This is a genomic window from Mycolicibacterium nivoides (assembly GCF_003855255.1).
Taxonomy (GTDB): Bacteria; Actinomycetota; Actinomycetes; order Mycobacteriales; family Mycobacteriaceae; genus Mycobacterium; species Mycobacterium nivoides.
Map to the genome: position 1 here is coordinate 1050627 of NZ_CP034072.1, position 24126 is coordinate 1074752.

24 protein-coding genes are annotated in these 24126 nt (G+C 66.8%); 18 read left to right on the plus strand and 6 right to left on the minus strand.

The window, feature by feature from the left end:
- Nucleotides 1-31 precede the first annotated feature (31 nt).
- Nucleotides 32-970: an ATP-grasp domain-containing protein gene (locus EH231_RS05140; RefSeq protein ID WP_164480776.1), complete on the plus strand. Its 939-nt coding sequence runs from the start codon at nucleotides 32-34 to the stop codon at nucleotides 968-970.
- Nucleotides 971-1068: 98 nt separating this feature from the next.
- Nucleotides 1069-1872, plus strand: coding sequence for an SDR family NAD(P)-dependent oxidoreductase (locus EH231_RS05145; RefSeq protein ID WP_124712009.1), 804 nt, complete (start codon nucleotides 1069-1071; stop codon nucleotides 1870-1872).
- 16 nt (nucleotides 1873-1888) lie between these two features.
- On the opposite strand, the gene EH231_RS05150 is transcribed toward EH231_RS05145, so the two are convergent.
- The 4 genes from EH231_RS05150 to mptB all read right to left on the minus strand — a co-directional run bounded on the left by EH231_RS05150 (nucleotide 1889) and on the right by mptB (nucleotide 6273).
- Nucleotides 1889-2791, minus strand: coding sequence for a COX15/CtaA family protein (locus tag EH231_RS05150; protein ID WP_124714182.1), 903 nt, complete (start codon nucleotides 2789-2791; stop codon nucleotides 1889-1891).
- A 97-nt stretch (nucleotides 2792-2888) separates the two neighbouring features.
- On the minus strand, nucleotides 2889-3671 hold the full coding sequence (locus EH231_RS05155; protein WP_124712010.1) for an ABC transporter permease: 783 nt from the start codon (nucleotides 3669-3671) through the stop codon (nucleotides 2889-2891).
- Nucleotides 3668-4600 (minus strand): ABC transporter ATP-binding protein, encoded by a 933-nt coding sequence (locus EH231_RS05160; protein ID WP_124712011.1) that lies wholly within the window; start codon nucleotides 4598-4600, stop codon nucleotides 3668-3670. The genes EH231_RS05155 and EH231_RS05160 overlap by 4 nt, the downstream gene beginning before the upstream one ends.
- Nucleotides 4597-6273, minus strand: coding sequence for a polyprenol phosphomannose-dependent alpha 1,6 mannosyltransferase MptB (gene mptB / locus EH231_RS05165; RefSeq protein ID WP_090425609.1), 1677 nt, complete (start codon nucleotides 6271-6273; stop codon nucleotides 4597-4599). Before mptB ends, EH231_RS05160 begins: the two co-directional genes overlap by 4 nt.
- A 116-nt stretch (nucleotides 6274-6389) precedes the next feature.
- Between mptB and EH231_RS05170 the strand changes: the two genes are divergently transcribed.
- From EH231_RS05170 to EH231_RS05230, 13 genes are all read left to right on the plus strand, one after another.
- Nucleotides 6390-7214: a helix-turn-helix transcriptional regulator gene (locus EH231_RS05170; protein WP_090425611.1), complete on the plus strand. Its 825-nt coding sequence runs from the start codon at nucleotides 6390-6392 to the stop codon at nucleotides 7212-7214.
- Nucleotides 7211-8641 carry a Fe-S cluster assembly protein SufB gene (gene sufB, locus EH231_RS05175; RefSeq protein ID WP_090425613.1) on the plus strand — a complete coding sequence of 477 codons (1431 nt, stop codon included), beginning with the start codon at nucleotides 7211-7213 and terminating at the stop codon, nucleotides 8639-8641. Before EH231_RS05170 ends, sufB begins: the two co-directional genes overlap by 4 nt.
- Entirely contained in the window at nucleotides 8642-9832 is a 1191-nt protein-coding gene (gene sufD, locus EH231_RS05180) for a Fe-S cluster assembly protein SufD (protein ID WP_124712012.1), read from the plus strand.
- Entirely contained in the window at nucleotides 9832-10605 is a 774-nt protein-coding gene (gene sufC, locus EH231_RS05185) for a Fe-S cluster assembly ATPase SufC (RefSeq protein WP_090425616.1), read from the plus strand. Before sufD ends, sufC begins: the two co-directional genes overlap by 1 nt.
- A 1-nt stretch (nucleotide 10606) precedes the next feature.
- Nucleotides 10607-11863 carry a cysteine desulfurase gene (locus EH231_RS05190; protein WP_124712013.1) on the plus strand — a complete coding sequence of 419 codons (1257 nt, stop codon included), beginning with the start codon at nucleotides 10607-10609 and terminating at the stop codon, nucleotides 11861-11863.
- Between the two features lie 2 nt (nucleotides 11864-11865).
- Entirely contained in the window at nucleotides 11866-12318 is a 453-nt protein-coding gene (gene sufU, locus EH231_RS05195; protein WP_164480778.1) for a Fe-S cluster assembly sulfur transfer protein SufU, read from the plus strand.
- Nucleotides 12315-12656: a metal-sulfur cluster assembly factor gene (locus EH231_RS05200; protein ID WP_044518296.1), complete on the plus strand. Its 342-nt coding sequence runs from the start codon at nucleotides 12315-12317 to the stop codon at nucleotides 12654-12656. The genes sufU and EH231_RS05200 overlap by 4 nt, the downstream gene beginning before the upstream one ends.
- A 28-nt stretch (nucleotides 12657-12684) precedes the next feature.
- A complete protein-coding gene (locus tag EH231_RS05205) occupies nucleotides 12685-13212 on the plus strand; it encodes a hypothetical protein (protein ID WP_090425620.1) in 528 nt (175 codons plus the stop codon).
- Between the two features lie 127 nt (nucleotides 13213-13339).
- On the plus strand, nucleotides 13340-14026 hold the full coding sequence (locus EH231_RS05210; protein WP_090425621.1) for a DUF8548 family protein: 687 nt from the start codon (nucleotides 13340-13342) through the stop codon (nucleotides 14024-14026).
- A 122-nt stretch (nucleotides 14027-14148) separates the two neighbouring features.
- Nucleotides 14149-14523 (plus strand): thioredoxin, encoded by a 375-nt coding sequence (trxA, locus tag EH231_RS05215; protein ID WP_044518301.1) that lies wholly within the window; start codon nucleotides 14149-14151, stop codon nucleotides 14521-14523.
- A gap of 18 nt (nucleotides 14524-14541) precedes the next feature.
- Nucleotides 14542-15372, plus strand: a complete 831-nt coding sequence (locus EH231_RS05220) for an enoyl-CoA hydratase (protein WP_090425623.1) — start codon at nucleotides 14542-14544, stop codon at nucleotides 15370-15372.
- A 24-nt stretch (nucleotides 15373-15396) separates the two neighbouring features.
- Nucleotides 15397-17025 carry an ABC-F family ATP-binding cassette domain-containing protein gene (locus EH231_RS05225; protein WP_090425627.1) on the plus strand — a complete coding sequence of 543 codons (1629 nt, stop codon included), beginning with the start codon at nucleotides 15397-15399 and terminating at the stop codon, nucleotides 17023-17025.
- Between the two features lie 130 nt (nucleotides 17026-17155).
- Entirely contained in the window at nucleotides 17156-17353 is a 198-nt protein-coding gene (locus tag EH231_RS05230; RefSeq protein WP_090426255.1) for a helix-turn-helix domain-containing protein, read from the plus strand.
- A 27-nt stretch (nucleotides 17354-17380) separates the two neighbouring features.
- Here EH231_RS05230 and EH231_RS05235 read toward each other — a convergent pair whose 3' ends face one another.
- Nucleotides 17381-17959, minus strand: a complete 579-nt coding sequence (locus tag EH231_RS05235; RefSeq protein WP_090425631.1) for a TetR/AcrR family transcriptional regulator — start codon at nucleotides 17957-17959, stop codon at nucleotides 17381-17383.
- Nucleotides 17960-18026: 67 nt separating this feature from the next.
- A complete protein-coding gene (acnA, locus tag EH231_RS05240) occupies nucleotides 18027-20855 on the minus strand; it encodes an aconitate hydratase AcnA (RefSeq protein ID WP_090425634.1) in 2829 nt (942 codons plus the stop codon).
- A 277-nt stretch (nucleotides 20856-21132) separates the two neighbouring features.
- On the opposite strand from acnA, the gene EH231_RS05245 reads away from it, so the two are divergent.
- From EH231_RS05245 to ripB, 3 genes are all read left to right on the plus strand, one after another.
- Nucleotides 21133-21717 carry an Rv1476 family membrane protein gene (locus EH231_RS05245; RefSeq protein ID WP_090426258.1) on the plus strand — a complete coding sequence of 195 codons (585 nt, stop codon included), beginning with the start codon at nucleotides 21133-21135 and terminating at the stop codon, nucleotides 21715-21717.
- Between the two features lie 223 nt (nucleotides 21718-21940).
- Complete coding sequence (gene ripA / locus EH231_RS05250; protein WP_090425637.1) at nucleotides 21941-23386, plus strand: NlpC/P60 family peptidoglycan endopeptidase RipA; 1446 nt, start codon at nucleotides 21941-21943, stop codon at nucleotides 23384-23386.
- A 73-nt stretch (nucleotides 23387-23459) separates the two neighbouring features.
- Entirely contained in the window at nucleotides 23460-24092 is a 633-nt protein-coding gene (gene ripB, locus EH231_RS05255; protein ID WP_234927134.1) for an NlpC/P60 family peptidoglycan endopeptidase RipB, read from the plus strand.
- Nucleotides 24093-24126: the final 34 nt, after the last annotated feature.

The following is a 24126-nucleotide window of genomic DNA, read 5'->3' on the forward strand; positions in this document are numbered from 1 at the left end:
CCATCCATCATCCACACCTATCATCGCGAGGGTGAAGCTCGCCCGTCCGGATGTGTTCCATCCCCGCATCGTGCTGGCCGGTTGCGCTGCGTTGCCTGAGGGCGACGGCGACGACGCCGGCCTGCTCATGGCGCTGCGCAACCGCGGGCTGCACGCCCGCTGGCTGCCCTGGGACGACCCGGCCACCCTCGATGCCGATCTGGTGGTCCTGCGGGCCACCTGGGACTACACCGAGCGTCTCGACGAGTTCCTCACCTGGACGCGGTCGGTGCCCCACCTGATCAACTCGGCGCAGATCGTCGAGTGGAACACCGACAAGCGCTACCTCGACGACCTGCATCGCATGGGGGTGCCGGTGGTGCCGACCGGATACTTCGCGGTCGGCGACAACGTCAGCGTGCCCGATGGCGAAGTCGTGGTGAAGCCCGCGGTGGGCGCCGGTTCGACCGGGGCGCAGCGATTCGTCGATGCCTCGGAGGCCCTGGCCCACGCGGGGGCGCTGCACGCCAACGGCCGCGCCGTGCTGGTGCAGCCCTACGATCCGCGGATCGCCGACGGCGAGACCGCTCTGGTGTTCCTGGGCGGTCAGGAATCCCACGCGTTCACCAAGGGACCGATCCTGCCGCCGGCCGGGCAGTCACCCGAATTCGAGGAGACCGGCACCTATGCCCAGGAGTCGCTGTCGCCGGCGGATCCCGATGACGAGGTCTGGGAGGTCGGCCGCCTGGCGATCGACGCGGTGATCCGGCTGTTCGACCTCGAGCCCGAGGATCTGGTGTATGCCCGGGTCGACGTGATCGGCGGCCCGGAGGATCCCCGCCTACTGGAGCTGGAACTGGTCGAGCCGGGACTGGGATTCCGGCAGCTCGATCCGGCCGCGCGGGAGCATGCCGAGCGCCGGTTCGCGGTCGGCGTGGAGGGTGCCCTGGAGCGGTTCGGGCTGGGCCCGCTGTCACACCGGGGACTCTGAGGGGCCGGCCGAAGCGGCCGAAGCCCACCAATCCCTACGCCGATGGCAGGTCAGCGATTTCGGCGAACCGGTCGACCGAGCCGCTTTAGAGTCGGCCGGTGGACACCTTTGAAGGACGCGGCGCCGTGGTCACCGGCGGGGCCAGCGGCATCGGCTTGGCGACGGCGCGCCAATTCGCCGCGCGGGGCGCCCGGATCGTGCTCGCCGACTACGACGAAACGGCGCTCGGTCGAGCCGTCGCGCAACTGCGGTCCGAGGGATACGACGCCCACGGCGTGCCGTGCGATGTCCGCGAACTCGAGCAGGTGACTCACCTCGCCGACGAGGCCTTCCGGCTGCTCGGCGCCGTGCACGTGGTGTTCAACAACGCCGGCGTGGCTGTCGACGGGCCGATCGCGCAGATGACCCACGACGACTGGCATTTCGTCCTCGACGTCGACCTGTGGGGGCCGGTTCACGGTGTCGAGGCGTTTCTGCCCCGGCTGATCGAACAGGGCCAGGGTGGGCATCTCTTGTTCACCGCGTCGTTCGCCGGCTTGGTCCCCAACGTCGGCCTCGGCGCGTATTGCGTGGCCAAGTACGGTGTGGTCGCGCTGGCCGAGGTGCTGGCCCGCGAGGTCGACAGCGATGGCATCGGGGTTTCGGTCTTGTGCCCGATGATGGTGGGCACCAACCTTCTTGCCACGTCGGCGCGAGCCCGCGGAGACGCGGTCGAGGATCAACTCATCGCAGGCGACGGCGTTCTCGACGTCGACGACGTGGCCCGGCTCACCGCCGAGGCGGTGCTTGCCGACCGGCTGTACGTGCTGTCGCACGAGGCGTCACGAACTTCGATCCGCCGCAGATTCGATCGCATCGACGCGACCTTCGACGCGCAGACCGCCGCCGGGTGGAACCACTGATGAGGATGGGGCCGGGCTAGTCGCCGGCCTTGACCCGCTCACGCATCGAGGCCCACAACGCCGCCGTGGCCGCGGTGCAGGTAGCCGCACCGGCGACGTGCACGGCGACCAGGACCGCGGGAACACCGGTGTAGAACTGCACGATGCCGACGAGTCCCTGGGCGCACACCAGCACCACAAGAACCGCGAGCCGGACCATGACCGGGCGTGGGGCGCGCACCGCGGCGAGACCGAATCCCAGCGCGACGATCAGCGACAGGTAGGCGACCAACAGCGACGAATGCATGTGCACCAGCGTGGTGATCTCGACCTGCAGGCGTGGCACCACGCGATCGAGGCTCTTGTCGCCGGCATGAGGGCCGGCGCCGGTCACCAGCGTTCCCGTCACCAGGACTGCGGCCAGGAGGACAGCGCTCAGGACCGTCAGCTGCCGCAAGGGTTTCGGCACGGTTTCCGTTGGCGCACCGGTGTCGGGCTGCCCGATCTTGACGAACAGCAGAACGGCGAGCCACACCATCGCCATGGAGGCCAGCAGGTGAATGGCCACGGTCCACCACAGCAGGCCCGTCCGCACCGTGATGCCGCCGATGATGGCCTGGACCACGGTGGAGGCCGGCATCAGCCAGGCGTAGATCAACACCTCGCGGCGGCGACGGGCCCGGGTCACGGCCAGGACCGCGGCGATGGCGGTCAACACCACCAGGAAGGTGATCATCCGGTTGCCGAACTCGACCACCTGGTGCACGACGGCGACTTCGGCGTGCGGTACGGGCGTGAAGCTGCCCGGGAAGCACTGGGGCCAGGTGGGGCAGCCCAGGCCGGATGCGGTGACCCGGACGATCGCCCCGGTGACCGAGATACCGCCCTGGGTGAGGATCACCAGGAACGCGATCAGACGCTGAACCCGCAGACTCGGCATGGGCAGCAGATCGACCAGTCGCTGGAAAGCTGTTCCGCCGGGCACGGCCTGATCGTAGTTGATCAGGAACTACAGCCCGTAGTAGGGCTGGTTTGGGTCAGGTGAACCGGAACCAGCGCAGCGCACAGATCGCCGCGACGGCACCCCACACCACCAGTACGGCCACGCCGAACCAGTCCATCGACACCGTCATCGCCTGGGTGAGGGATTCGGTGAGGGCTCCCGATGGCGTCAGCCGGGCAGCCCAGCGCAGCGCGGACGGAACCGGGCCGCCTTCCAGGGTCAGTGCGCCGAGGCCGGCGAACACGAACCACAGCAGGTTCGCCAGCGCCAAGACGATCTCGGCCTTCAGGGTGCCGCCGAGCAGCAGCCCCAACGCCGCGAACGTGGCTGTACCCAGCGCGATGATCACCGCGCCCAGCGCCAGACCTGCCGGCGAAGGGCGCCAGCCCAGTGCAAAACCGATGGCGCCCAGCAGGATTGCCTGCAAGAACACAACTGTCACCACGGCCAGCGACTTGCCTGCGATGATTCCCCACACCGGGAGTGCGGTGGCGCCGAGCCGTTTCAGGGCGCCGTACCGGCGGTCGAAGGCCACCGCGATGGCCTGCCCGGTGAACGCCGTGGAGATCAGGGCCAACGCCATGATGGCCGGGGTGAAGGTCGCCGCCCGATTGTCACCGAACGCGCCCAGCGGCAGCAGCGTCATCCCGACCAGCAGCGTGATCGGGATGAACATCGTAAGCAGCAGCTGTTCGCCGTTGCGCAGCAGCAACTTCAGTTCCAGCCCGAACTGGGCGGCCAGCATGGCCGGCACCTTGGCCGGGCGGGGGTCCGGGGAGAAGGTGCCCGGGGCGAATCTGTTCGGAGCACTCGTCATGACCGCAGCTCCCGTCCTGTCAGGTCGAGGAATACATCTTCGAGGCTGCGCTGCTCCACCCGCATATCCGTGGCGAGCACGTCGAGCCGGGCGCACCACGCCGTCACGGTGGCCAGCACCTGCGGATCGATGTGCCCCTCGACCAGGTACTCGCCGGGAGCGGTCTCGGTGGCCTTGTAGTTCTCCGGCAGGGCGGCGGTCAGCAGGGACAGGTCGAGCTTGCGCGGCGCGCTGAATCGCAGCTGGTTCTCGGCGCCGCTGCGGGTCAGCTCGGCGGGTGTGCCGGTGGCGACCGCAACGCCGTGATCGATGATGACGATCCGGTCGGCGAGTTCTTCGGCCTCGGTGAGATGGTGGGTGGTCAGCACCACGGTGACACCGTCACGGCGCAGCGCATCGATCAACTCCCACACCACGATTCGGGCGTGGGCGTCCATCCCGGCGGTGGGCTCGTCGAGGAACACCAGCTCGGGGCGACCCACCACGGCGCAGGCCAGTGCCAGGCGTTGTTGCTGGCCACCCGACAAGCGCCGGTAGGTGGTGCGGGCCGATTCGGTCAGACCGAGGGTGTCCATCAACCAGGCCGGGTCGAGGGGATCGGCCGCGTAGGAGGCGACCAGATTGAGCATCTCGCCGGCCTTCGCCGCGGGGTACCCGCCGCCGCCCTGCAGCATCACACCGATCCGCTCACGCAACTGGGAGTTGTCGGCAACGGGATCCAGGCCGAGGATCTCGACACGGCCGCCGTCGGGGCGGATGAATCCCTCGCACATCTCGACGGTGGTGGTCTTGCCCGCGCCGTTGGGGCCGAGCAGGGCGAGCACCTCGGCGCGTTGCACGTCGAGGTCGAGGTTGGCGACCGCTGTTGTCGATCCGTAGCGCTTGCTGACGCCGCGGAGCAGCACCGGATGTTCAGAACGCGAGGTCACGGGGATTCAGCGTAGGCGTCGGGGGTCTGCGTGCGTGCCGGCGGTGGGCTTGTGTCCGTCTGACGTGACGCGCGCCACGGTAGCCGGCGCCACGTCAGCCCGATCAGGATCAGCACGATCAGCGCGCTGGCCAGCGTCGCCATCACGATCTGGAACAACGTGAACCGGTCGCCGTTGGCCGTCGGGCCGAAGATGCCGACGACCAAGGTGATGGCGATCGTGGATCCGCGGAACCCCGGCCGGGTTGCCCACGCCGCCAACGGGATCACCGCCCACAGCAGATACCACGGTTGCACCACGGGGAACAGCAGAATCGTGCCGCCGAGGGCGACGCCCAGACCACCCACGGCATGCAGGCGGCCGCGCATCACCGCCAGCAGCAGCCAGCTGACCAGGATCGCGATCAAGAAGACGCCGATGGCGCGCGTCAGCGCGAGGACCGCGGTGGTGTGGTCACCGAGACCCAACAGGATGCCGACCTGGCCGGTGCCCAGGGCCAGCAACGTCGGCGGTGACATCCAGCTGCGCACGACGTTGGCCGTGCCCAGGGTGCCCAGCCAGCCGAAGCCCAGCCCGCTGGCCCAGCCGATCAGGGCCATCACCGCCAGGGACACCATGCCGAGCGGGACACTCGCCACGAAGAACGCCTTGATCGTGCCACCCAGACGCCAGGCCAGGGCCATTGCGACGAATCCGAGTGCCAGCAGCGACGGCAGCTTGACCTGGGAGGACAGGGTGATCAGCACAGTCCCGAGCAGCAGCATCGCCGCGGGATACCAGTGCTCCCAGTCCTCGCGTGAATGTGGCCAGGTCAGCGGTCGCGGGACCAGGGGCGCGGCCGCGTCGATGCCGCGCAGCGCGAACTCCGTGCCGGCCAGCATCAGCCCGAGCATCAGCGCCTCGTTGTGGATCCCCGCCACCAGGTGCATGAACAGCAGGGGATTACAGGCGCCCAGCCACAGTGCGCTGACCTCGGCGACGCCGCAGCGTCGGGCCAGCCGCGGCGTCGCCCACACGATGAGCCCGACACCGAGCAGCACCACGACGCGGTGGCACAGCACGGCGGCGACGATGTTCTCGCCGGTCAGCGCCGAGATGCTTTCGCCGATCCACAGGAAGAGCGGCCCGTACGGGGCCGGGGTCTCGCGCCACAGACTGGGCACCGACAACGTGAACACGTGATCGAGGCCGAGACCGGTCGCCGGGCCGACTTTGTAGGGGTTGAGACCGATGTACCCGATCTCGCTCTGCGCCAGGTACGAGTAGACGTCCTTGCTGTACATCGGCGGCGCGATCAGCAGGGGGATGGCCCACAGCAAGAGTGTGCGGTCGAGCTGGCTGCGCGACATCCGCCGGGGGCCGAGGGCGAAGCGTCCGAGCATGAGCCAGGCCAGCGCCATCATCACCGCACCGGTGGTGGTCATCGTCAGCGACACGGTCTGGATGCGGGAGGGCAGGTTGAGCAGCCGCACCCCGAAGGTCGGGTCCTGCACGACGGGGCGGGCTCCCGCACCGAGGGCGCCGATCGCCATCAGGACCGTTCCGGTGGCCCCGAACAGCCGGGTACGGCGCTGCGCGATGACCTCGGAGGCGTTGAGTGGAGACCCGACGGTCCGTTCGTCGCCGTGCCACCGGGCGATCGATGAGCTGAAGGTCGACAGGCGGCTTGCCATCAGGGCAGCGTAACCGTCGACGGAGGCGGTCTTCGCCAGGCAACGGTGGCCCAGGTCACGTAAGGGTGCCCTTGCTAGAACCCTGCGTGGAATTCCGTCACAATGGTGTTGTGAAAATGCGTCGTACGGCTGCGGGCTCTGCTTCGAGCCCAGCTTCGGTCAGTGTGCCGAAGCCGGTCAACGACGTGGTGCCGGCCTCCGACGGGCATACCCGGCGGGCGATCATCCACCTGTTGCTCGAAGGCCCCATCACGGCCGGGCAGATCGGTGAGCGGCTCGGGATATCGGCTGCCGGCGTGCGTCGTCACCTCGATGCTCTGATCGAGGCCGGCGATGCGCAGGCCAGTGCCGCCGCCGCGTGGCAGCACAACGGCCGGGGTCGCCCGGCCAAACGCTACCGGCTGACCGCTGCGGGGCGCGCCAAACTCGGCCACACCTACGACGACCTCGCGGTCGCCGCGATTCGGCAACTGCGTGAGATCGGTGGCAAGGATGCCGTGCGGACTTTCGCGCGGCGCCGGGTCGACACCATCCTGGCCGGGGTCACCGAGGGGTCCGGCGGAGTCGCCGACACCGCCCAGCGCGTCGCTGACGCGCTCACCCGGGCCGGGTACGCCACCACCACGACGCCGGTGGAGGGCCCGATTCACGGGGTGCAGATCTGTCAGCATCACTGTCCGGTATCGCATGTCGCCGAGGAATTCCCGGAGTTGTGCGAGACGGAGAGCGAGGCGTTCGCCGAGATCCTGGGCACCCACGTGCAACGCCTGGCCACCATCGTCAACGGTGACTGCGCCTGCACCACTCACGTTCCACTCGATGCGGACAACGTCGAGACCGAAGCAAGTACGGACAGTGCGACCAAGGTTCGGGGCACAGCCCGCGCCCGGACGACCGCAGTGACAAGCAAAACAGCGAGCAAACAAGGAGCGGCGACATGACCATCACGCCCGAAACGCCATTGACCCAGGAAGAGACCATCGCGTCACTGGGCACCTACGGCTACGGCTGGTCGGACTCGGACGTCGCGGGCGCCAGTGCGCAGCGCGGCCTGTCCGAAGCCGTCGTGCGTGACATCTCGGCCAAGAAGAGCGAGCCGGAGTGGATGCTGGAATCCCGGCTCAAGGCCCTGCGGACCTTCGACAAGAAGCCCATGCCGAACTGGGGTTCCAACCTCGAAGGCATCGACTTCGACAACATCAAGTACTTCGTTCGCTCCACCGAGAAGCAGGCGGCTTCCTGGGAGGAACTGCCCGAGGACATTCGCAATACCTATGACCGCCTTGGCATTCCGGAAGCCGAGAAGCAGCGCCTGGTGGCCGGCGTGGCAGCCCAGTACGAGTCTGAGGTGGTGTACCACCAGATCCGCGAGGACCTGGAGGCGCTCGGCGTCATCTTCCTCGACACCGACTCGGGCCTGCGCGAGCACCCGGAGCTCTTCAAGAAGTACTTCGGCACGGTCATCCCGGCCGGCGACAACAAGTTCTCGGCCCTGAACACCGCGGTGTGGTCGGGTGGCTCGTTCATCTACGTGCCGCCGGGTGTGCACGTCGACATCCCGCTGCAGGCGTACTTCCGGATCAACACCGAGAACATGGGCCAGTTCGAGCGGACGCTGATCATCGCCGACGAGGGCTCCTACGTGCACTACGTCGAGGGTTGTACCGCTCCGATCTACAAGTCCGATTCGCTGCACTCCGCGGTCGTCGAGATCGTCGTCAAGCCCGGTGCCCGGGTGCGTTACACCACGATCCAGAACTGGTCGAACAACGTCTACAACCTGGTCACCAAGCGGGCCCGGGCCGAGGCCGGCGCCACCATGGAGTGGATCGACGGCAACATCGGTTCCAAGGTCACGATGAAGTACCCGGCCGTGTGGATGACCGGCGAGCACGCCAAGGGCGAGGTGCTCTCGGTGGCGTTCGCCGGTGAGGGTCAGCACCAGGACACCGGTGCCAAGATGCTGCATCTGGCTCCTCACACGTCGTCCAACATCGTGTCCAAGTCGGTGGCCCGCGGCGGTGGCCGCGCGTCGTACCGTGGCCTGGTCCAGGTCAACAAGGGTGCGCACGGCAGCAAGTCGAGCGTGAAATGCGATGCGCTGCTGGTCGATACGATCAGCCGCTCGGACACTTACCCGTACGTGGACATCCGCGAGGACGACGTCACGATGGGTCACGAGGCCACGGTGTCCAAGGTCAGCGAGGATCAGCTGTTCTACCTGATGAGCCGCGGGTTGACCGAGGACGAGGCGATGGCGATGGTGGTGCGCGGCTTCGTCGAGCCCATCGCCAAGGAACTGCCCATGGAATACGCGCTCGAGCTCAACCGGCTGATCGAGCTGCAGATGGAAGGCGCGGTCGGTTAAGTGACACAGAATCTCACCCAAGCGGTAGAGGGGGTCGTGACAAATAAGGGCGAGCTGTTCGCGTCCTTTGACGTCAACGCCTTCGAGGTGCCCGGCGGTCGCGACGAGCTGTGGCGGTTCACCCCGCTCAAGCGGCTGCGCGGCCTGCACGACGGCTCGGCCGTCGCGAACGGCATTGCCGGCATCACCGTGACCGAGCGGCCCGGCGTGACCGTGGAGACCGTCGGCCGCGACGACAAGCGTCTCGGCGAGGGCGGTGTGCCCACCGATCGTGTTGCCGCCCAGGCATTCTCGTCGTTCGAGGCGGCGACCGTGGTGACGGTCGAGCGCGACACCGAGGTGGCCGAGCCCATCGAGATCGTCGTGAACGGACCCGGCGTGGACACCGTGGGTTACGGACATCTGCAGATCCGGGTGGAAGAGCTCTCGCGTGCCATTGTGGTTGTCGACCTGCGTGGCAGTGGAACCTACGCTGACAATGTCGAGATCATCGTCGGTGATTCGGCCGGTCTCGGATTGATCTGGATCGCCGACTGGGCCGACGACATGGTGCATGTCAGCGCTCACCACGCCAAGCTCGGCAAGGACGCGGTGCTCGGACACGTCAACGTCACCCTCGGTGGCGAGGTGGTGCGTACCGCGGCCACCGTGCGGTTCACCGGCCCCGGCGGTGACGCCAAGATGCTCGGCACCTACTTCGCCGACGACGGTCAGTTCTTCGAGTCGCGGTTGCTGGTCGACCATTCCCAGCCGCACTGTAAGTCCGACGTCCTCTACAAGGGCGCCCTGCAAGGGGATCCGGACTCCAAAAAGCCCGATGCCCACACGGTGTGGATCGGCGACGTGTTGATCCGGGCCGAGGCCACCGGCACCGACACGTTCGAGGTGAACCGCAACCTGGTGCTCACCGACGGCGCCCGCGCCGATTCGGTGCCCAACCTCGAAATCGAGACCGGCGAAATCGTGGGCGCCGGGCATGCCAGTGCCACCGGGCGATTCGACGACGAGCAGTTGTTCTACCTGCGCGCCCGCGGCATCCCCGAGGATCAGGCCCGGCGCCTGGTCGTGCGCGGATTCTTCAACGAGATCATCGCCAAGATCGCTGTGCCCGAGGTGCGTGAGCGCCTGACCGCAGCCATTGAGCAAGAACTGCAAAAGACCGAACTTAACGAATCGAAAGCTACGCACTAATGACCACTCTGGAAATCAAGGACCTGCACGTCTCGGTCAACGCCACCGAAGGCGCTGAGAACACCGAGATCCCGATCCTCAAGGGTGTCGACCTCACCGTGAAGTCGGGGGAGACCCACGCGGTGATGGGCCCCAACGGTTCCGGCAAGTCGACGCTGTCTTATGCCATCGCCGGGCATCCGAAGTACACCGTGACATCCGGTTCGATCACCCTCGACGGCCAGGACGTGCTCGAGATGAGCATCGACGAGCGGGCCCGGGCGGGTCTCTTCCTGGCCATGCAGTACCCCGTCGAGGTGCCAGGGGTGTCGATGTCGAACTTCCTGCGCACGGCGGCGACCGCCGTTCGGGGCGAGGCGCCGAAACTGCGCCACTGGGTCAAGGAAGTCAAGGCCGCGATGGACGAGCTGGACATCGATCCGGCGTTCGGTGAGCGCAGTGTCAACGAGGGCTTCTCCGGCGGCGAGAAGAAGCGTCACGAGATCCTGCAGCTGGGCCTGCTCAAGCCGAAGATCGCGATCCTCGACGAGACCGACTCGGGTCTGGACGTCGACGCGCTGCGCATCGTCAGCGAGGGCGTCAACCGCTATGCCGAGGCCGAGCACGGGGGCGTCCTGCTGATCACCCACTACACCCGGATCCTGCGCTACATCCAGCCGCAGTTCGTGCACGTGTTCGTCGGCGGTCGCATCGTGGAATCGGGTGGGCCGGAACTTGCCGACGAGCTCGAAGAGAACGGATACGTGCGCTTCACCCAAGCTGTCGGAGCCTGACATGACCACCTCGGCGACGACATTGGACCAAGCCGGGTTGACCAGGATGAGAGCTGATTTCCCGATTCTGAGCCGGGTGATGCGCGGCGGAAAACAGCTTGCCTACCTGGATTCCGGTGCGACGTCACAGAAGCCGCTACAGGTCCTCGACGCCGAACGCGAATTCCTCACCACCTCCAACGGTGCGGTGCACCGCGGTGCACACCAGCTGATGGAGGAGGCCACCGACGCCTACGAGCAGGGCCGTGCGGACATCGCGGCGTTCGTCGGTGCCGAGACCGATGAACTGGTGTTCACCAAGAACGCCACCGAGTCGATCAACCTGGTGTCGTATGTGCTGGGGGACAAGCGGTTCGAGCACGCGGTCGGCCCCGGTGATGTCATCGTCACCACCGAGCTGGAACACCACGCGAACCTGATCCCGTGGCAAGAACTGGCCCAGCGCACCGGTGCGACGCTTCGCTGGTACGGCGTCACCGATGACGGCCGCATCGATCTGGATTCGCTGGAACTCGACGAGCGGGTGAAAGTGGTGGCATTCAGCCATCATTCGAACGTCACGGGCGCGGTTGCCCCGGTGGGCGAGTTGGTGTCGCGGGCCAAGGCGGTCGGTGCACTGACCGTGCTGGACGCGTGCCAGTCGGTACCGCACCAGCCGGTCGACTTCCATGCCCTTGATGTCGATTTCGCGGCTTTCTCGGGTCACAAGATGCTCGGGCCCACGGGTATCGGCGTGCTCTACGGCCGGCAGCAGCTGCTGAACTCGATGCCGCCGTTCATCACGGGCGGTTCGATGATCGAGACCGTCACGATGGAACAGACCACGTATGCGCCTGCCCCGCAGCGCTTCGAGGCAGGCACCCCGATGACCTCGCAGGTGGTCGGATTGGCCGCTGCCGCGCGATATTTGAGCGACGTCGGGATGGACGCGGTCGAGGCGCACGAAGCGGATTTGGTGGCGGCCGCCCTGACCGGACTGGCAGGCCTGCCACAAGTCCGCGTCATCGGACCGACGACGACGGAACACCGCGGATCGCCGGTCAGTTTCGTGGTCGACGGGATCCACGCCCACGATGTCGGGCAGGTGCTCGACGACGAGGGCGTCGCGGTACGCGTCGGGCACCACTGTGCCTGGCCGCTGCATCGTCACTTCGGGATCGCCGCGACGGCTCGTGCGTCGTTCGCGGTGTACAACACGCTCGACGAGGTGGATCGCCTGGTGGCCGGCATCAAGCGTGCCGTGGAGTTCTTCTCGTGAAAATGGAACAGATGTACCAGGAAGTGATCCTGGACCACTACAAGCATCCGCATCACCGCGGACTGCGGGAGCCCTTCGCTGCCGAGGTGCATCACGTCAACCCGACCTGCGGGGACGAGGTGACGTTGCGGGTCGCACTCTCCGACGATGCGGAAACGGTCGCCGACATCTCGTACGACGGGCAGGGTTGCTCGATCAGTCAGGCCGCCACCTCTGTGCTCACCGATCAGGTCATCGGCCTGAGCGTCGGCGATGCACTCAAGACGGTCGAGGCGTTCACCGAGATGATTTCCTCACGCGGCAACGTTGAGGGGGACGAAGATGTACTCGGTGACGGCATCGCGTTCGCCGGTGTCGCCAAATATCCGGCGCGGGTGAAGTGTGCGCTACTGGGTTGGATGGCTTTTAAGGACGCGCTGGTGCAGGCCAGCGATGACGTGAAGGAACAGCGATGAGCGAGACCGCTTCTGACGAACTGCTGGCCGACGTCGAGGAGGCCATGCGCGACGTGGTGGATCCCGAGCTGGGCATCAACGTCGTCGACCTGGGCCTGGTGTACGGCCTCAATGTCGAGGAGGGTGATGCCGGCAAGGTCGCCCTTATCGACATGACGCTGACCTCGGCGGCCTGTCCGTTGACCGACGTGATCGAAGACCAGTCGCGTACCGCGCTGGTGGGCGCGGGGCTGGTCAACGAGATCAAGATCAACTGGGTCTGGAACCCGCCGTGGGGCCCGGACAAGATCACCGACGACGGGCGCGAGCAGTTGCGCGCCCTCGGTTTCACGGTCTAGATCGCGACGGACACCGCACAATGACCGTGTGATCACGGTCCCGGCGTTCGTCTGGCGTAGCGGCTTCACGGGTCGGGCGCTGATCGTCGGCGCCGGTGTGGGCATGGTGCTGGGTGTGCTCTCTTGGCTGGACTCCGGGTTCTGGGTCTCCGGCGTGCTGGTCCTCGTGATCGTCGGCACGTTCTACGGCATCTGGATGGCGCGCCGGATGGCCCGGTACTGGCCCATGTCGAAGCAGTTGACCGGCGCCGACCGCGTGGCCGTCGTGCGCGCTGCCCGGGCCGGTGAGCGCATCGAGGATCCGCGATTGGTTGACGCCGCCCGTGACTACGGCCGCGGAGTGCACGCGGCGGCGGAGACGGCTCGCCCGTTTCGCTGGCTGCTGCCGTTGGTGCTCGTCGTCGCCTTGGCAAGTGCGTTGTGGGACGCCGTATTCGGATCGGTCGGTAATGGCGTGGTGTCGGTCATCTACCTGGCGGCGCTGGCGGTCGAACTCTCCTGGTGGCCGAGGCGGCAGGCTCAACTGCTGGCCAACGTCGACCGAGCGTGCCGGTAGAGCAAGGACCAGCCCTGTGGATAATTCCCGATTCTGAGCCGATTCCTGGGTGGGTTTGTCGGCCGGCGTCTTTAGCTTTCGGCGCATGGGGACGGATGGCGTTCCCACGTAACCGGGAGGCACCACGATGAGCACCGAAGTTGAACGACTGCACGCGGCCTGCGAACGCGATCTCGGCGACCCGGCGGGCTGGCCGGATCCCACCGCTTATCCAAACGCGTTGGCGCTGTGCATCATTGATGCGATCTATGTCACGGGAGCACGTCATCTGACCGTCGAGCGGATCGTTGAGCGGTATCGCGGTCACCGGGCCGGGCAAGGGGGCGACGCCGACTCCGACGGCGCCGGGGAATTGCTGGCGAGCATCCACGGCCTCGGCGGACCGCGGCAGTGGGCGTCGCAGATCGGCAACCGTCGCCCGACCTCCACCGCCAAGGGTGCGCCGTTGCGGTCGGCCGCACTCCTCGCGGCCGCCCACGCCCTCGTCGAACTGGGCATCCGGACGGCCGAGGACCTCCGTACGGCCGCCCAGGACGACGATCGCCGCGCCGCGGCCAAGGCCGCGTGGTGCGCGGTGCCGGGGCAGCAGTCAGGTTTCACGTGGGGCTATCTGGTGACGCTCGCGCAGGTCCCCGGCGTCACGGTGGACCGGGCGGTGGCGGGCTACGTCGCTCGCGAGGCGGGTACGGCCGCGCCCGCCGCCGCGTTGCTGCGCGCCGTGTCGGAATCCGCGGGCTGGGAGATCGCTGCCCTTCACCACGCGATCTGGCGATTCGAGTCGGGACGCCCGTACCAACGAGAAGTGCCGGCCTGACGTCCTGACGGCAGGCGGACGCGGGGGTGGCTTCGGCGGCGCGCGCCCGCCGAAAGCCTGCTGCCAGTTCATGTTGCCCATATGGTGGGAACAGGCCGCTACGCCCCGACGTTAGGAAAAGTGTGAGTACGCAGGACATCACCGCAGATCAGTTCAATGACATCGTCAACGGCAACGACATCGTGCTGGTGGACTTCTGGGCGTCGTGGTGCGGACCGTGTCGTGCCTTCGCGCCGACGTTCAAGGCCGCTTCGGAGCAGCACCCTGACGTCGTGTTCGCCAAGGTGGACACCGAGGCCGAGCAGGGGCTCGCCGCGGCTGCCGACATCCGGTCGATCCCGACCCTGATGGCGTTCAAGAAGGGCAAGCTGGTCTTCAACCAGGCCGGAGCGCTGCCACCGGCGGCGCTGGAGGATCTGGTTCAGAAGATCAAGGAATTCGACATCGACGCGGCCATGAAAGAGCAGGCTGCTGAGGGCGACGCCGAACAGGTGTGATGAGCGGCACGCGATAGCGTGCTGTCCGTGACTGCGCAGAACGAATTCGTACTGGTTGACCGTCCGCGACCGGACGTGGCCCTGGTGACCCTCAACCGGCCTGAGCGGATGAACTCGATGGCGTTCGACGTCATGGTGCCGCTCAAGGACGTCCTCGAAGAGCTCCGCTACGACAACAGCGTGCGCGTAGTGGTGCTTACCGGGGCCGGCCGGGGCTTCTCGTCCGGGGCCGATCACAAGTCGGCCGGCTCCGTTCCGCACGTTGCCGGTCTGACCAGGCCGACGTACGCCCTGCGGTCGATGGAGATCCTCGACGATGTGATTCTCGCCCTACGCCGGCTGCACCAGCCGGTGATCGCCGCCGTCAACGGCGCGGCCATCGGGGGCGGCCTCTGCCTGGCGCTGGCGTGTGACGTCCGGGTCGCCGCCGAGGGCGCCTACTTCCGCGCCGCGGGGATCAACAACGGGCTTACCGCCAGTGAGCTGGGCTTGTCCTACCTGCTGCCGCGGGCGATCGGGTCGTCACGGGCGTTCGAGATCATGCTGACCGGCCGCGACGTCGACGCGCAGGAGGCGGAGCGCATCGGTCTGGTCTCCAGCGTGGTGGCCGAGGACGCGCTCCTGGACGCCTGCTACTCGATGGCGGACCGCATGGCGGCGTTCTCCCGGCCGGGTATCGAGTTGACCAAGCGCACACTTTGGAGTGGACTGGACGCCGCTAGCCTGGAGGGGCACATGCAGGCCGAGGGCCTGGGACAACTTTTCGTGCGCCTGCTCACCGCAAACTTTGAGGAAGCGGTTGCCGCGCGCGCGGAGAAGCGCCCCGCCGTATTTACCGACGAGAAGTAACACAGACACCGAGGAGGACGCAGCGTGATCACCGCAACGGACCTGGAGGTCCGCGCCGGCGCGCGCACGCTGCTGTCCTTCGAGGGCTCCGCGCTGCGCGTGCAGCCCGGCGACCGGATCGGACTGGTCGGGCGCAACGGCGCCGGTAAGACCACCACCATGCGCATCCTGGCAGGGGAAGGCGAGCCGTACGCCGGCAGCATCTCGCGTACGGGTGAGGTCGGTTACCTGCCCCAGGACCCCAAAGAAGGCGACCTCGACGTCCTGGCCCGCGACCGGGTGCTCTCGGCTCGCGGTCTCGACACGCTGCTGGCGGACCTGGAGAAGCAGCAGGTCTTGATGGCCGAGGTGGCCGACGATGCGGCCCGCGACAAAGCGGTGCGCCGCTATGGGCAGTTGGAGGAGCGGTTCTCGGCGCTGGGTGGTTACGCCGCCGAGAGCGAGGCCGGCCGGATCTGCGCCAGCCTGGGCCTGCCCGATCGGGTGCTGACGCAGCCGCTGCGCACGCTCTCCGGTGGCCAGCGCCGGCGTGTCGAGCTGGCCCGCATTCTGTTCGCGGCCAGCGACACCGGTTCGGGGTCTGCCACCACGCTGCTGCTCGACGAGCCCACCAACCACCTCGACGCCGACTCGATCGGCTGGCTCCGCGACTTCCTTCACAACCACACCGGTGGACTCGTGGTGATCAGCCACGATGTCGAGCTGCTCGACGAGGTCGTCAACCGGGTGTGGTTCCTCGACGCCGTACGCGGTGAGGCCGATGTTTACAACATGGGCTGGAAGAAGTACCTCGACGCACGCGCGACCGACGAACAGCGTCGTCGCCGCGAACGTGCCAACGCCGAGAAGAAGGCGGGCGCCCTGCGGGCCCAGGCCGCCAAGATGGGCGCAAAGGCCACCAAAGCCGTTGCCGCACAGAACATGTTGCGTCGGGCCGAGCGGATGATCGCCGAGCTCGACGCCGAGCGGGTGGCAGACAAGGTGGCCCGGATCAAGTTCCCCACGCCGGCGCCGTGCGGTAAGACCCCGCTGGTGGCCAAGGGGCTGACCAAGACCTACGGGTCGCTGGAGATCTTCACCGGTGTCGATCTGGCGATCGACCGCGGATCCCGGGTGGTGGTGCTCGGACTCAACGGTGCGGGCAAGACGACATTGCTGCGTCTGCTCGCCGGTGCCGAGACCGCCGACGCCGGAGTCCTGGAACCCGGGCACGGGTGCAAGATCGGATACTTCGCCCAGGAACACGACACCCTCGACAACGAAGCGACCGTCTGGGAGAACATCCGTCACGCCGCGCCGGACACGGGCGAGCAGGATCTTCGAGGTCTGTTGGGCGCCTTCATGTTCACCGGCCCTCAGCTGGAGCAGCCCGCGGGCACCCTGTCCGGCGGTGAGAAGACGCGGTTGGCGCTGGCCGGCCTGGTCGCTTCGACGGCCAACGTGTTGTTGCTGGACGAGCCGACCAACAACCTCGACCCCGCGTCACGCGAGCAGGTTCTCGACGCGCTGCGCAGCTACCAGGGTGCAGTCGTGTTGGTGACCCACGATCCGGGCGCGGCCGAGGCCCTGGATCCGCAGCGTGTGGTGCTGCTCCCGGATGGCACCGAGGACTTCTGGTCCACCGAATACCGGGACCTCATCGAGCTCGCCTGACAGCGAATTCTCAAGAACCACCACATCTTCGAGAACGTCAATATAAGACGTTGGACAAATCGGCCCCTCGGTGTGTGGGTGGTTTCTACTGTGGGTATGCGGTCGGGACATCACAAGCGGGGAGATGTCGATGAGGGATACGAACAAGAATCGCGGCGAACTGCTGGAAGAGCTTCGCAAGGCATACGAAGGGGGTGCCAGTATCCGCACGCTCGTGGCCAATACGGGACGTTCCTACGGCTCGATTCACAGCTTGCTGCGGGAGTCGGGAACGACGATGCGCAGCCGCGGCGGCCCCAATCACCGCACCCGGTCCAGGGCGTACTGAGCAACCGCCTGTGCGGTAGCCCCGGATTCAGTTGTCCGCAGGCGTCTGCTGCCGCACGCTGGCCTCGACCAGGTCCAGCACCGCGGTGAGGTTCTTCGGGTCCTCGCCGGAGGCGATTCGGGCTACCAGGCCGTCGAGAACCAGATCCAGATAGATGTGCAGGACCGCACTGGGCACGTCGTCACGCAGCCGCCCGGCCTGCTTCTGGCGGCGCAGGCGCGCGGTGATCGCGGCGTCCAGTTCGGCCGAGCGTTCCGCCCAACCTTGGTGAAACGCCGGATCGTTGCGCAACTTACGGGCGATTTCCAGCCGCGTGGCCAGCCAGTCGAACTGCTCGGGTGCGGCAAGCATGTTCCGCATCACCTGGATCAGGCCTTCGCGGGCGGCCACTTCGGCCATCCGCTCGGCGTCCTCCCGGGCCAGTTCGAAGAACAAGGTGTCCTTGTCCTTGAAGTGATGAAAGATTGCGCCGCGCGACAGCCCGATGGTTTCTTCGAGCCGTCGCACGGTCGCACTCTCATATCCGTACTGACCGAAGCAGCGCCGGGCGCCGTCGAGAATCTGACGACGCCGGGCGGCAAGATGATCGTCCGTCACCCTGGGCACTGGAGAACTCCTCGCCCAAGCGCGGCTCGGCGCCGCGCCTGTGCTGCTTCGGTTGTCGGATTCAGGATTACTTCGACTTCAGCATGTTGCGCAGCACGTACTGCAGGATGCCGCCGTTGCGGTAGTAGTCGGCCTCACCGGGGGTGTCGATGCGGACCACCGCGTCGAACTCCACCTTGCTGCCGTCTTCCTTAGTGGCGGTCACCTTCACCGTCTTCGGGGTCTTGCCCTTGTTGAGCTCCTCGATGCCGGTGATGTCGTAGGTCTCGGTGCCGTCCAGCTTGAGGCTCGCGGCCGACTCACCTGCCGGGAATTGCAGCGGGATGACGCCCATGCCGATCAGGTTCGACCGGTGGATGCGCTCGAAGGACTCGGTGATGACGGCCTTGACGCCCAGCAGCACCGTGCCCTTGGCAGCCCAGTCACGTGAGGAGCCCGAGCCGTATTCCTTGCCGCCCAACACGACCAGCGGGATGCCGGCTTCCTTGTAGTTGACCGACGCGTCGTAGATGAACGCCTGCGGGCCGCCGGGCTGGGTGAAGTCACGCGTGTAGCCGCCGGAGACGTCGTCGAGCAGCTGGTTCTTCAGCCGGATGTTGGCGAAGGTGCCACGGATCATCACCTCGTGGTTGCCGCGTCGCGACCCCAGCGAGTTGTAGTCCTTGCGCTCAACGCCGTTGGCGTCCAGGTACTGCGCGGCCGGGGTGCCCGGCTTGATCGAACCGGCCGGGCTGATGTGATCGGTGGTAACCGAATCGCCCAGCAGGGCAAGGACTCTGGCGCCCTTGATGTCGCCGACCGGCTCAGGCTCGGCGGGCATGCCGTCGAAGTACGGGGCCTTGCGGACGTAGGTGGAGGCGTCGTCCCACTCGAAGATGTTGCCTTCGGGGGTCGAGAGCGAACGCCAGCGGTCATCGCCCTTGAACACGTCGGCGTAGGAGTCGGTGAACATCTCCCGGTTGATCGAGGACGCGATGGTCTCCTCGATCTCGGCCGCCGACGGCCAGATGTCCTTCAAGAAGACGTCATTGCCGTCCTGGTCCTGCCCGAGCGGGTCGGACTCGAAGTCGAAGTCCATGGTGCCTGCGATGCCGTAGGCGATGACCAGCGGCGGCGAGGCCAGGTAGTTCATCTTGACGTCGGGGGAGATGCGGCCCTCGAAGTTGCGGTTACCCGAGAGCACCGCGGTCACCGAAAGGTCGTTGTCGTTGATGGCCTTGGAGATCTCGTCGGGCAGCGGGCCGGTGTTGCCGATGCACGTGGTGCAGCCGTAGCCGCCCAGGTAGTAGCCCAGCTTCTCCAGGTAGGGCCACAGGTTGGCCTTGTTGTAGTAGTCGGTGACGACCTGGCTGCCCGGTGCCATGTTGGTCTTGACCCACGGCTTGCTGGTCAGGCCCTTCTCGACGGCCTTCTTGGCCAGCAGGGCCGCGCCGAGCATGACCGACGGGTTGGAGGTGTTGGTGCACGAGGTGATGCCCGCGACGACGACCGCGCCGTGGTCGAGCACGAAGTCGCCGCGCTCCTCGGAGCGCACCGTGACCGGCTTGGACGGCCGACCCTCGGAACCGTTGGCGGCCGACGGGCGGACGTCGACCGCACCGTCGTCGGCGAAGGACAGCGAGACGGAGTCGCTGGCCGGGAAGGACTCGTCGACGGCCTCGTCCAGCTTGGTCTCCGGAGTCGGGAGGTTTTCCTCGACGTAGTTGTGGATGTCCTTGCGGAACGCGTTCTTGGCGTCCGACAGCTCGATGCGGTCCTGCGGGCGCTTCGGGCCGGAGATCGAGGGCACGACGGTCGACAGGTCGAGCTCGAGGTACTCGGAGAAGGCCGGCTCGTGGTCGGCGTCGTGCCACATGCCCTGCGTCTTGGCGTAGGCCTCGACCAGTGCCAGCTGCTCCTCGGTACGCCCGGTCAGCCGCAGGTAGTTGATGGTCTCTTCGTCGATCGGGAAGATCGCCGCGGTGGAACCGAATTCGGGGCTCATGTTGCCCAGGGTGGCGCGGTTGGCCAGCGGCACCTCGGCCACACCCTTGCCGTAGAACTCGACGAACTTGCCGACGACGCCGTGCTTGCGCAGCATGTCGGTGACGGTGAGCACCACGTCGGTGGCGGTCACGCCGGGCTTGATCTCACCGGTCAGCTTGAAGCCGACGACGCGGGGGATGAGCATCGAGACGGGCTGGCCCAGCATGGCGGCCTCGGCCTCGATACCGCCGACGCCCCAGCCCAGCACACCGAGGCCGTTCTCCATGGTGGTGTGGCTGTCGGTGCCCACACAGGTGTCGGGGTAGGCCACCCCGTCGCGCTCGAACACCACCCGGGCCAGATATTCGATGTTGACCTGATGCACGATGCCGGTGCCCGGGGGGACCACCTTGAAGTCGTCGAAGGCGCCCTGCCCCCAGCGCAGGAACTGGTAACGCTCGGAGTTGCGTTCGTATTCGAGTTCGACGTTGCGCTCGAACGCGCCGGCATTGCCGAACACGTCGAGGATCACCGAGTGGTCGATGACCATCTCGGCCGGCGAGAGCGGGTTCACCTTGTCCGGGTCCCCACCCAGGGCCGCGACCGCCTCGCGCATCGTCGCCAGGTCGACGATGCACGGCACGCCGGTGAAGTCCTGCATCAACACCCGCGCCGGGGTGAACTGGATCTCGACGCTCGGCTCGGCAGAGGGATCCCAGTTGGCGATGGCCTGGATGTGGTCTTTGGTGATGTTGGCACCGTCCTCGGTGCGCAACAGGTTCTCCGCGAGCACCTTGAGGCTGTACGGGAGCTTTTCGGTGCCGGGTACCGCGTCGAGGCGATAGATCTCGTAGCTCTTGTCCCCGACAGTCAGAGTGTCGCGGGCACCAAATGAGTTAAGGGACGAATTTTCCGTATTCTCGCTGCTCACATCAACTCCCGGTTAGATCTCGCCGCGACGGGCTGTGTCGGCGGCGTGCTGATCTTAACAGTACGCTTGTCCTGCAATGGCCGGCGGGCCGGGGTCTAGTCTTCACCGGTCGCGTGTTCGTTGCCACCCCGTCCGGGCGATCCGTGTGATCCGTCGGCCCGGCACCCGCTCGGGGCCCGCCTCGAGCGTCACCCCGGCGTGACGATAGGTGGTCGATGCGGTGACGATTACCCGTGTCGCTTCGCAGGGGCGGATGGGCTCGGGATACCGTGCGTCTGTGACCGGACCCCATGTCATCCCGTTCCTGCCGGCCTACATCCCGGTCGAGGTGTGTGACACAGTCGGGATGGATCCTGCGCAACCCGACGGGGTGGCCAAGTGCATGGCGGCCGTGCAGGCCGACGTTCGCGATGACGGGGTCAGCGCACCGGACGCCGATGTAGAGGCCCTGCGCCAGGTGGTCAGCGACGCGCGTCAGGGCGGGGTCGACCTCAAGATCGTGGTGCTGCCGCAGAACCCCGGCATCGATACGCCGCTGCGTGACATCGCCTCGGAGGTCGGGGAGGCCAATCCGGGTGCGACCGTGCTCGCACTGAGTCCGTCCTTCGCCGGTACGTACAGCCCGACTGTCGACCGGGTGACTTTGGAAGCCGGACAGGATGTGGCCAAGACCGGTAATCCGGTGTTGTCGGCAAAGAATTTCGTCGGGGAGATTTCGACCCCCGACTTTCCCTGGACCGCACTCACGATCGTGCTGACGCTCGGAGTTGCCGCGGCGGCCGCACTGACTCGTGCTCTGCAGGTGCGCAGCAAACGATTGGCCGGGTCAGAGGCCTCGAGCGCCCCTTCGACGGAGGCCTGAAAAACCCGTCGAACATTAGTTCGGAATATCTCCGAATATCACTAATAGGTCACACTATTCGCAATTACATTCCTGTAATTCGTGACTAAAGTTTCTTTGGCTTCAGATGTGACGTACGGTGCAATCGGTACCCATTGTTGCAGTTGTGCTTCATGTGACTTCTGTGCAAAGGCCCCGAGCAAACGCCGTACAACGGCGTTGAGCCATAGGAGACTTGAGTCGAATGAGACGCACCGTCGGCGTCCCGCGCACGCGAGGAACAGTTGGGGCATCTGCACCCTGGCTGGTCGGCCGTTTCTGGGCTGTGCCGGTGACCGTCGCGATGCTGTTGGCCACGGCGATGTCGGGCGGTGTCCCGGCCGCGGCTGATCCCGGGGCGCCCGATCAGGTGGCAACGCTCGTCGCCGCGGTGGCCAACGCCGATCAGAAGCTGCAGGAGTTGGGCGCTGCCATCCAGACCCAGCAGGAAGCCGTCAACAAGGCCATCGTCGACGTGCAGGACGCCCGCGACGCGGCAGCGACGGCACAGCAGGAGGTCGACGCCAGCCAGCAGGGGATCGCCGACGCCAATGCCGCCATCGCCGCGGCGCAGAAGAGGTTCGACACCTTCGCCGCGGCCACCTACGTCAACGGCCCGTCGAGCTCGTATCTGACCGCGTCGGACCCCGCTGACATCGCGCGCACCGCGGCGACCGGTCAGACCCTTGCGGCCAGCACGGACAAGGTGATCGCCGATCTGCAGCGCGCCCGCACCGAGCAGGTGAACCGCGAGTCGGCCGCCCGGCTGGCCAAGCAGAACGCCGACCAGGCCACGGTCAATGCCCAGACCAGTCAGGACTCCGCGGTCGCAGCACTGCAGCAGGCGCAGCAGACGTTCAGTGCCCAGCAGGGTGAGTTACAGCGGTTGACCGCCGAACGGGCAACGGCGGCAGCCCAACTCGCTCAGGTGCACAAGGCGTCGGCGCCGATCGCCGCCGCGCCGGCGCAGGGAGCGGCACCGCAGGTCGCGGCGGGGGACTGGGATCGGGCTCCGGGTGCACCGGCTCAAGCGGGCCAGAAGTGGGACGGCGAGTGGGATCCCACGCTGCCGGCGATTCCCAGTGCGTTCGTCAGCGGTGACCCGATCGCGATCATCAACACCGTTCTGGGGATCTCGTCGACCTCGGCTCAGGTCACCCAGAACATGGGCCGCAGCTTCCTGCAGAAGCTGGGCATCCTGCCCACGCCGACGGGCTACACCAACGGGGCGATCCCGCGGGTGTACGGAAGGCAGGCGTCTGAATACGTCATCCAGCGGGCCGGCTCCCAGATGGGGGTTCCGTACTCCTGGGGCGGCGGCAACGCGGCCGGTGCCAGCCGAGGCATCGATTCGGGTGCCAACACGGTCGGGTTCGACTGTTCGGGTCTGATCCTCTACGCATTCGCCGGTGTCGGCATCAAGCTGCCGCACTACTCGGGCTCGCAGTACAACGCCGGTCGCAAGATCCCGTCCTCGCAGATGCGGCGCGGTGACGTGATCTTCTACGGCCCCGGCGGCAGCCAGCACGTGACGCTCTACCTCGGTAACGGCCAGATGCTCGAAGCGCCCTACACGGGTTCGCACGTCAAGATCTCGCCGGTCCGGACCAGCGGGATGACCCCGTACGTCGTCCGCTACATCGAATACTGATGGGAATACCTTGCGCTCCTTCGTCTTACGTTGCCTGATACTGATCGCCGCAACTGCGTTCGCGGCGATCAGTATGGTGGCGCCGGCCGGTGCCGCGCCTGACGACGGACAGTGGGATCCCACTCTTCCGAAGCTCGTCAGTTCCGGGGCGCCCGGCGACCCGGTCGCCATCGCCAATGCGTCGTTCCAGGTCAGTCAACTCGCGCTGCAGACCACGCAGAACCTCGGCCAGCAGTTCCTGCAGACCATCGGACTGGCCCCGAAGCAGGCGGCCTCGACATTCCCCGGCGGCCGGGTCCGCGGCCCGCAGGCCATCGAGTACGCGATCCGGCGCGGAGGTACCCAGATGGGCGTGCCCTACTCGTGGGGCGGTGGCACGCTGACCGGTCCCGGCCCCGGTGTGGACTACGACGCCGGAAAGATGGGCTTCGACTGTTCCGGCCTGACTCGTTACGCCTTCGCCGGTGTGGGTGTGCAGATTCCGAAGTACTCGGGTGACCAGTACAACACCGGCCGCAAGGTGCCGGTGGCCCAGGCAAAGCGCGGTGATCTCCTGTTCTGGGGCCCCGGCGGTAGCCAGCACGTGGCGATGTACCTCGGCGGCGGGAAGATGCTGGAGGCGTCGGGCAGCGCGGAAAAAGTCACCGTGAGCCCGGTCCGCACCGCGGGCATCCAGCCCTATGCGGCCCGCATCATCGAATCCTGAGGGGAACCTGAAGTCTTCCGGGCAGCGTCGACGG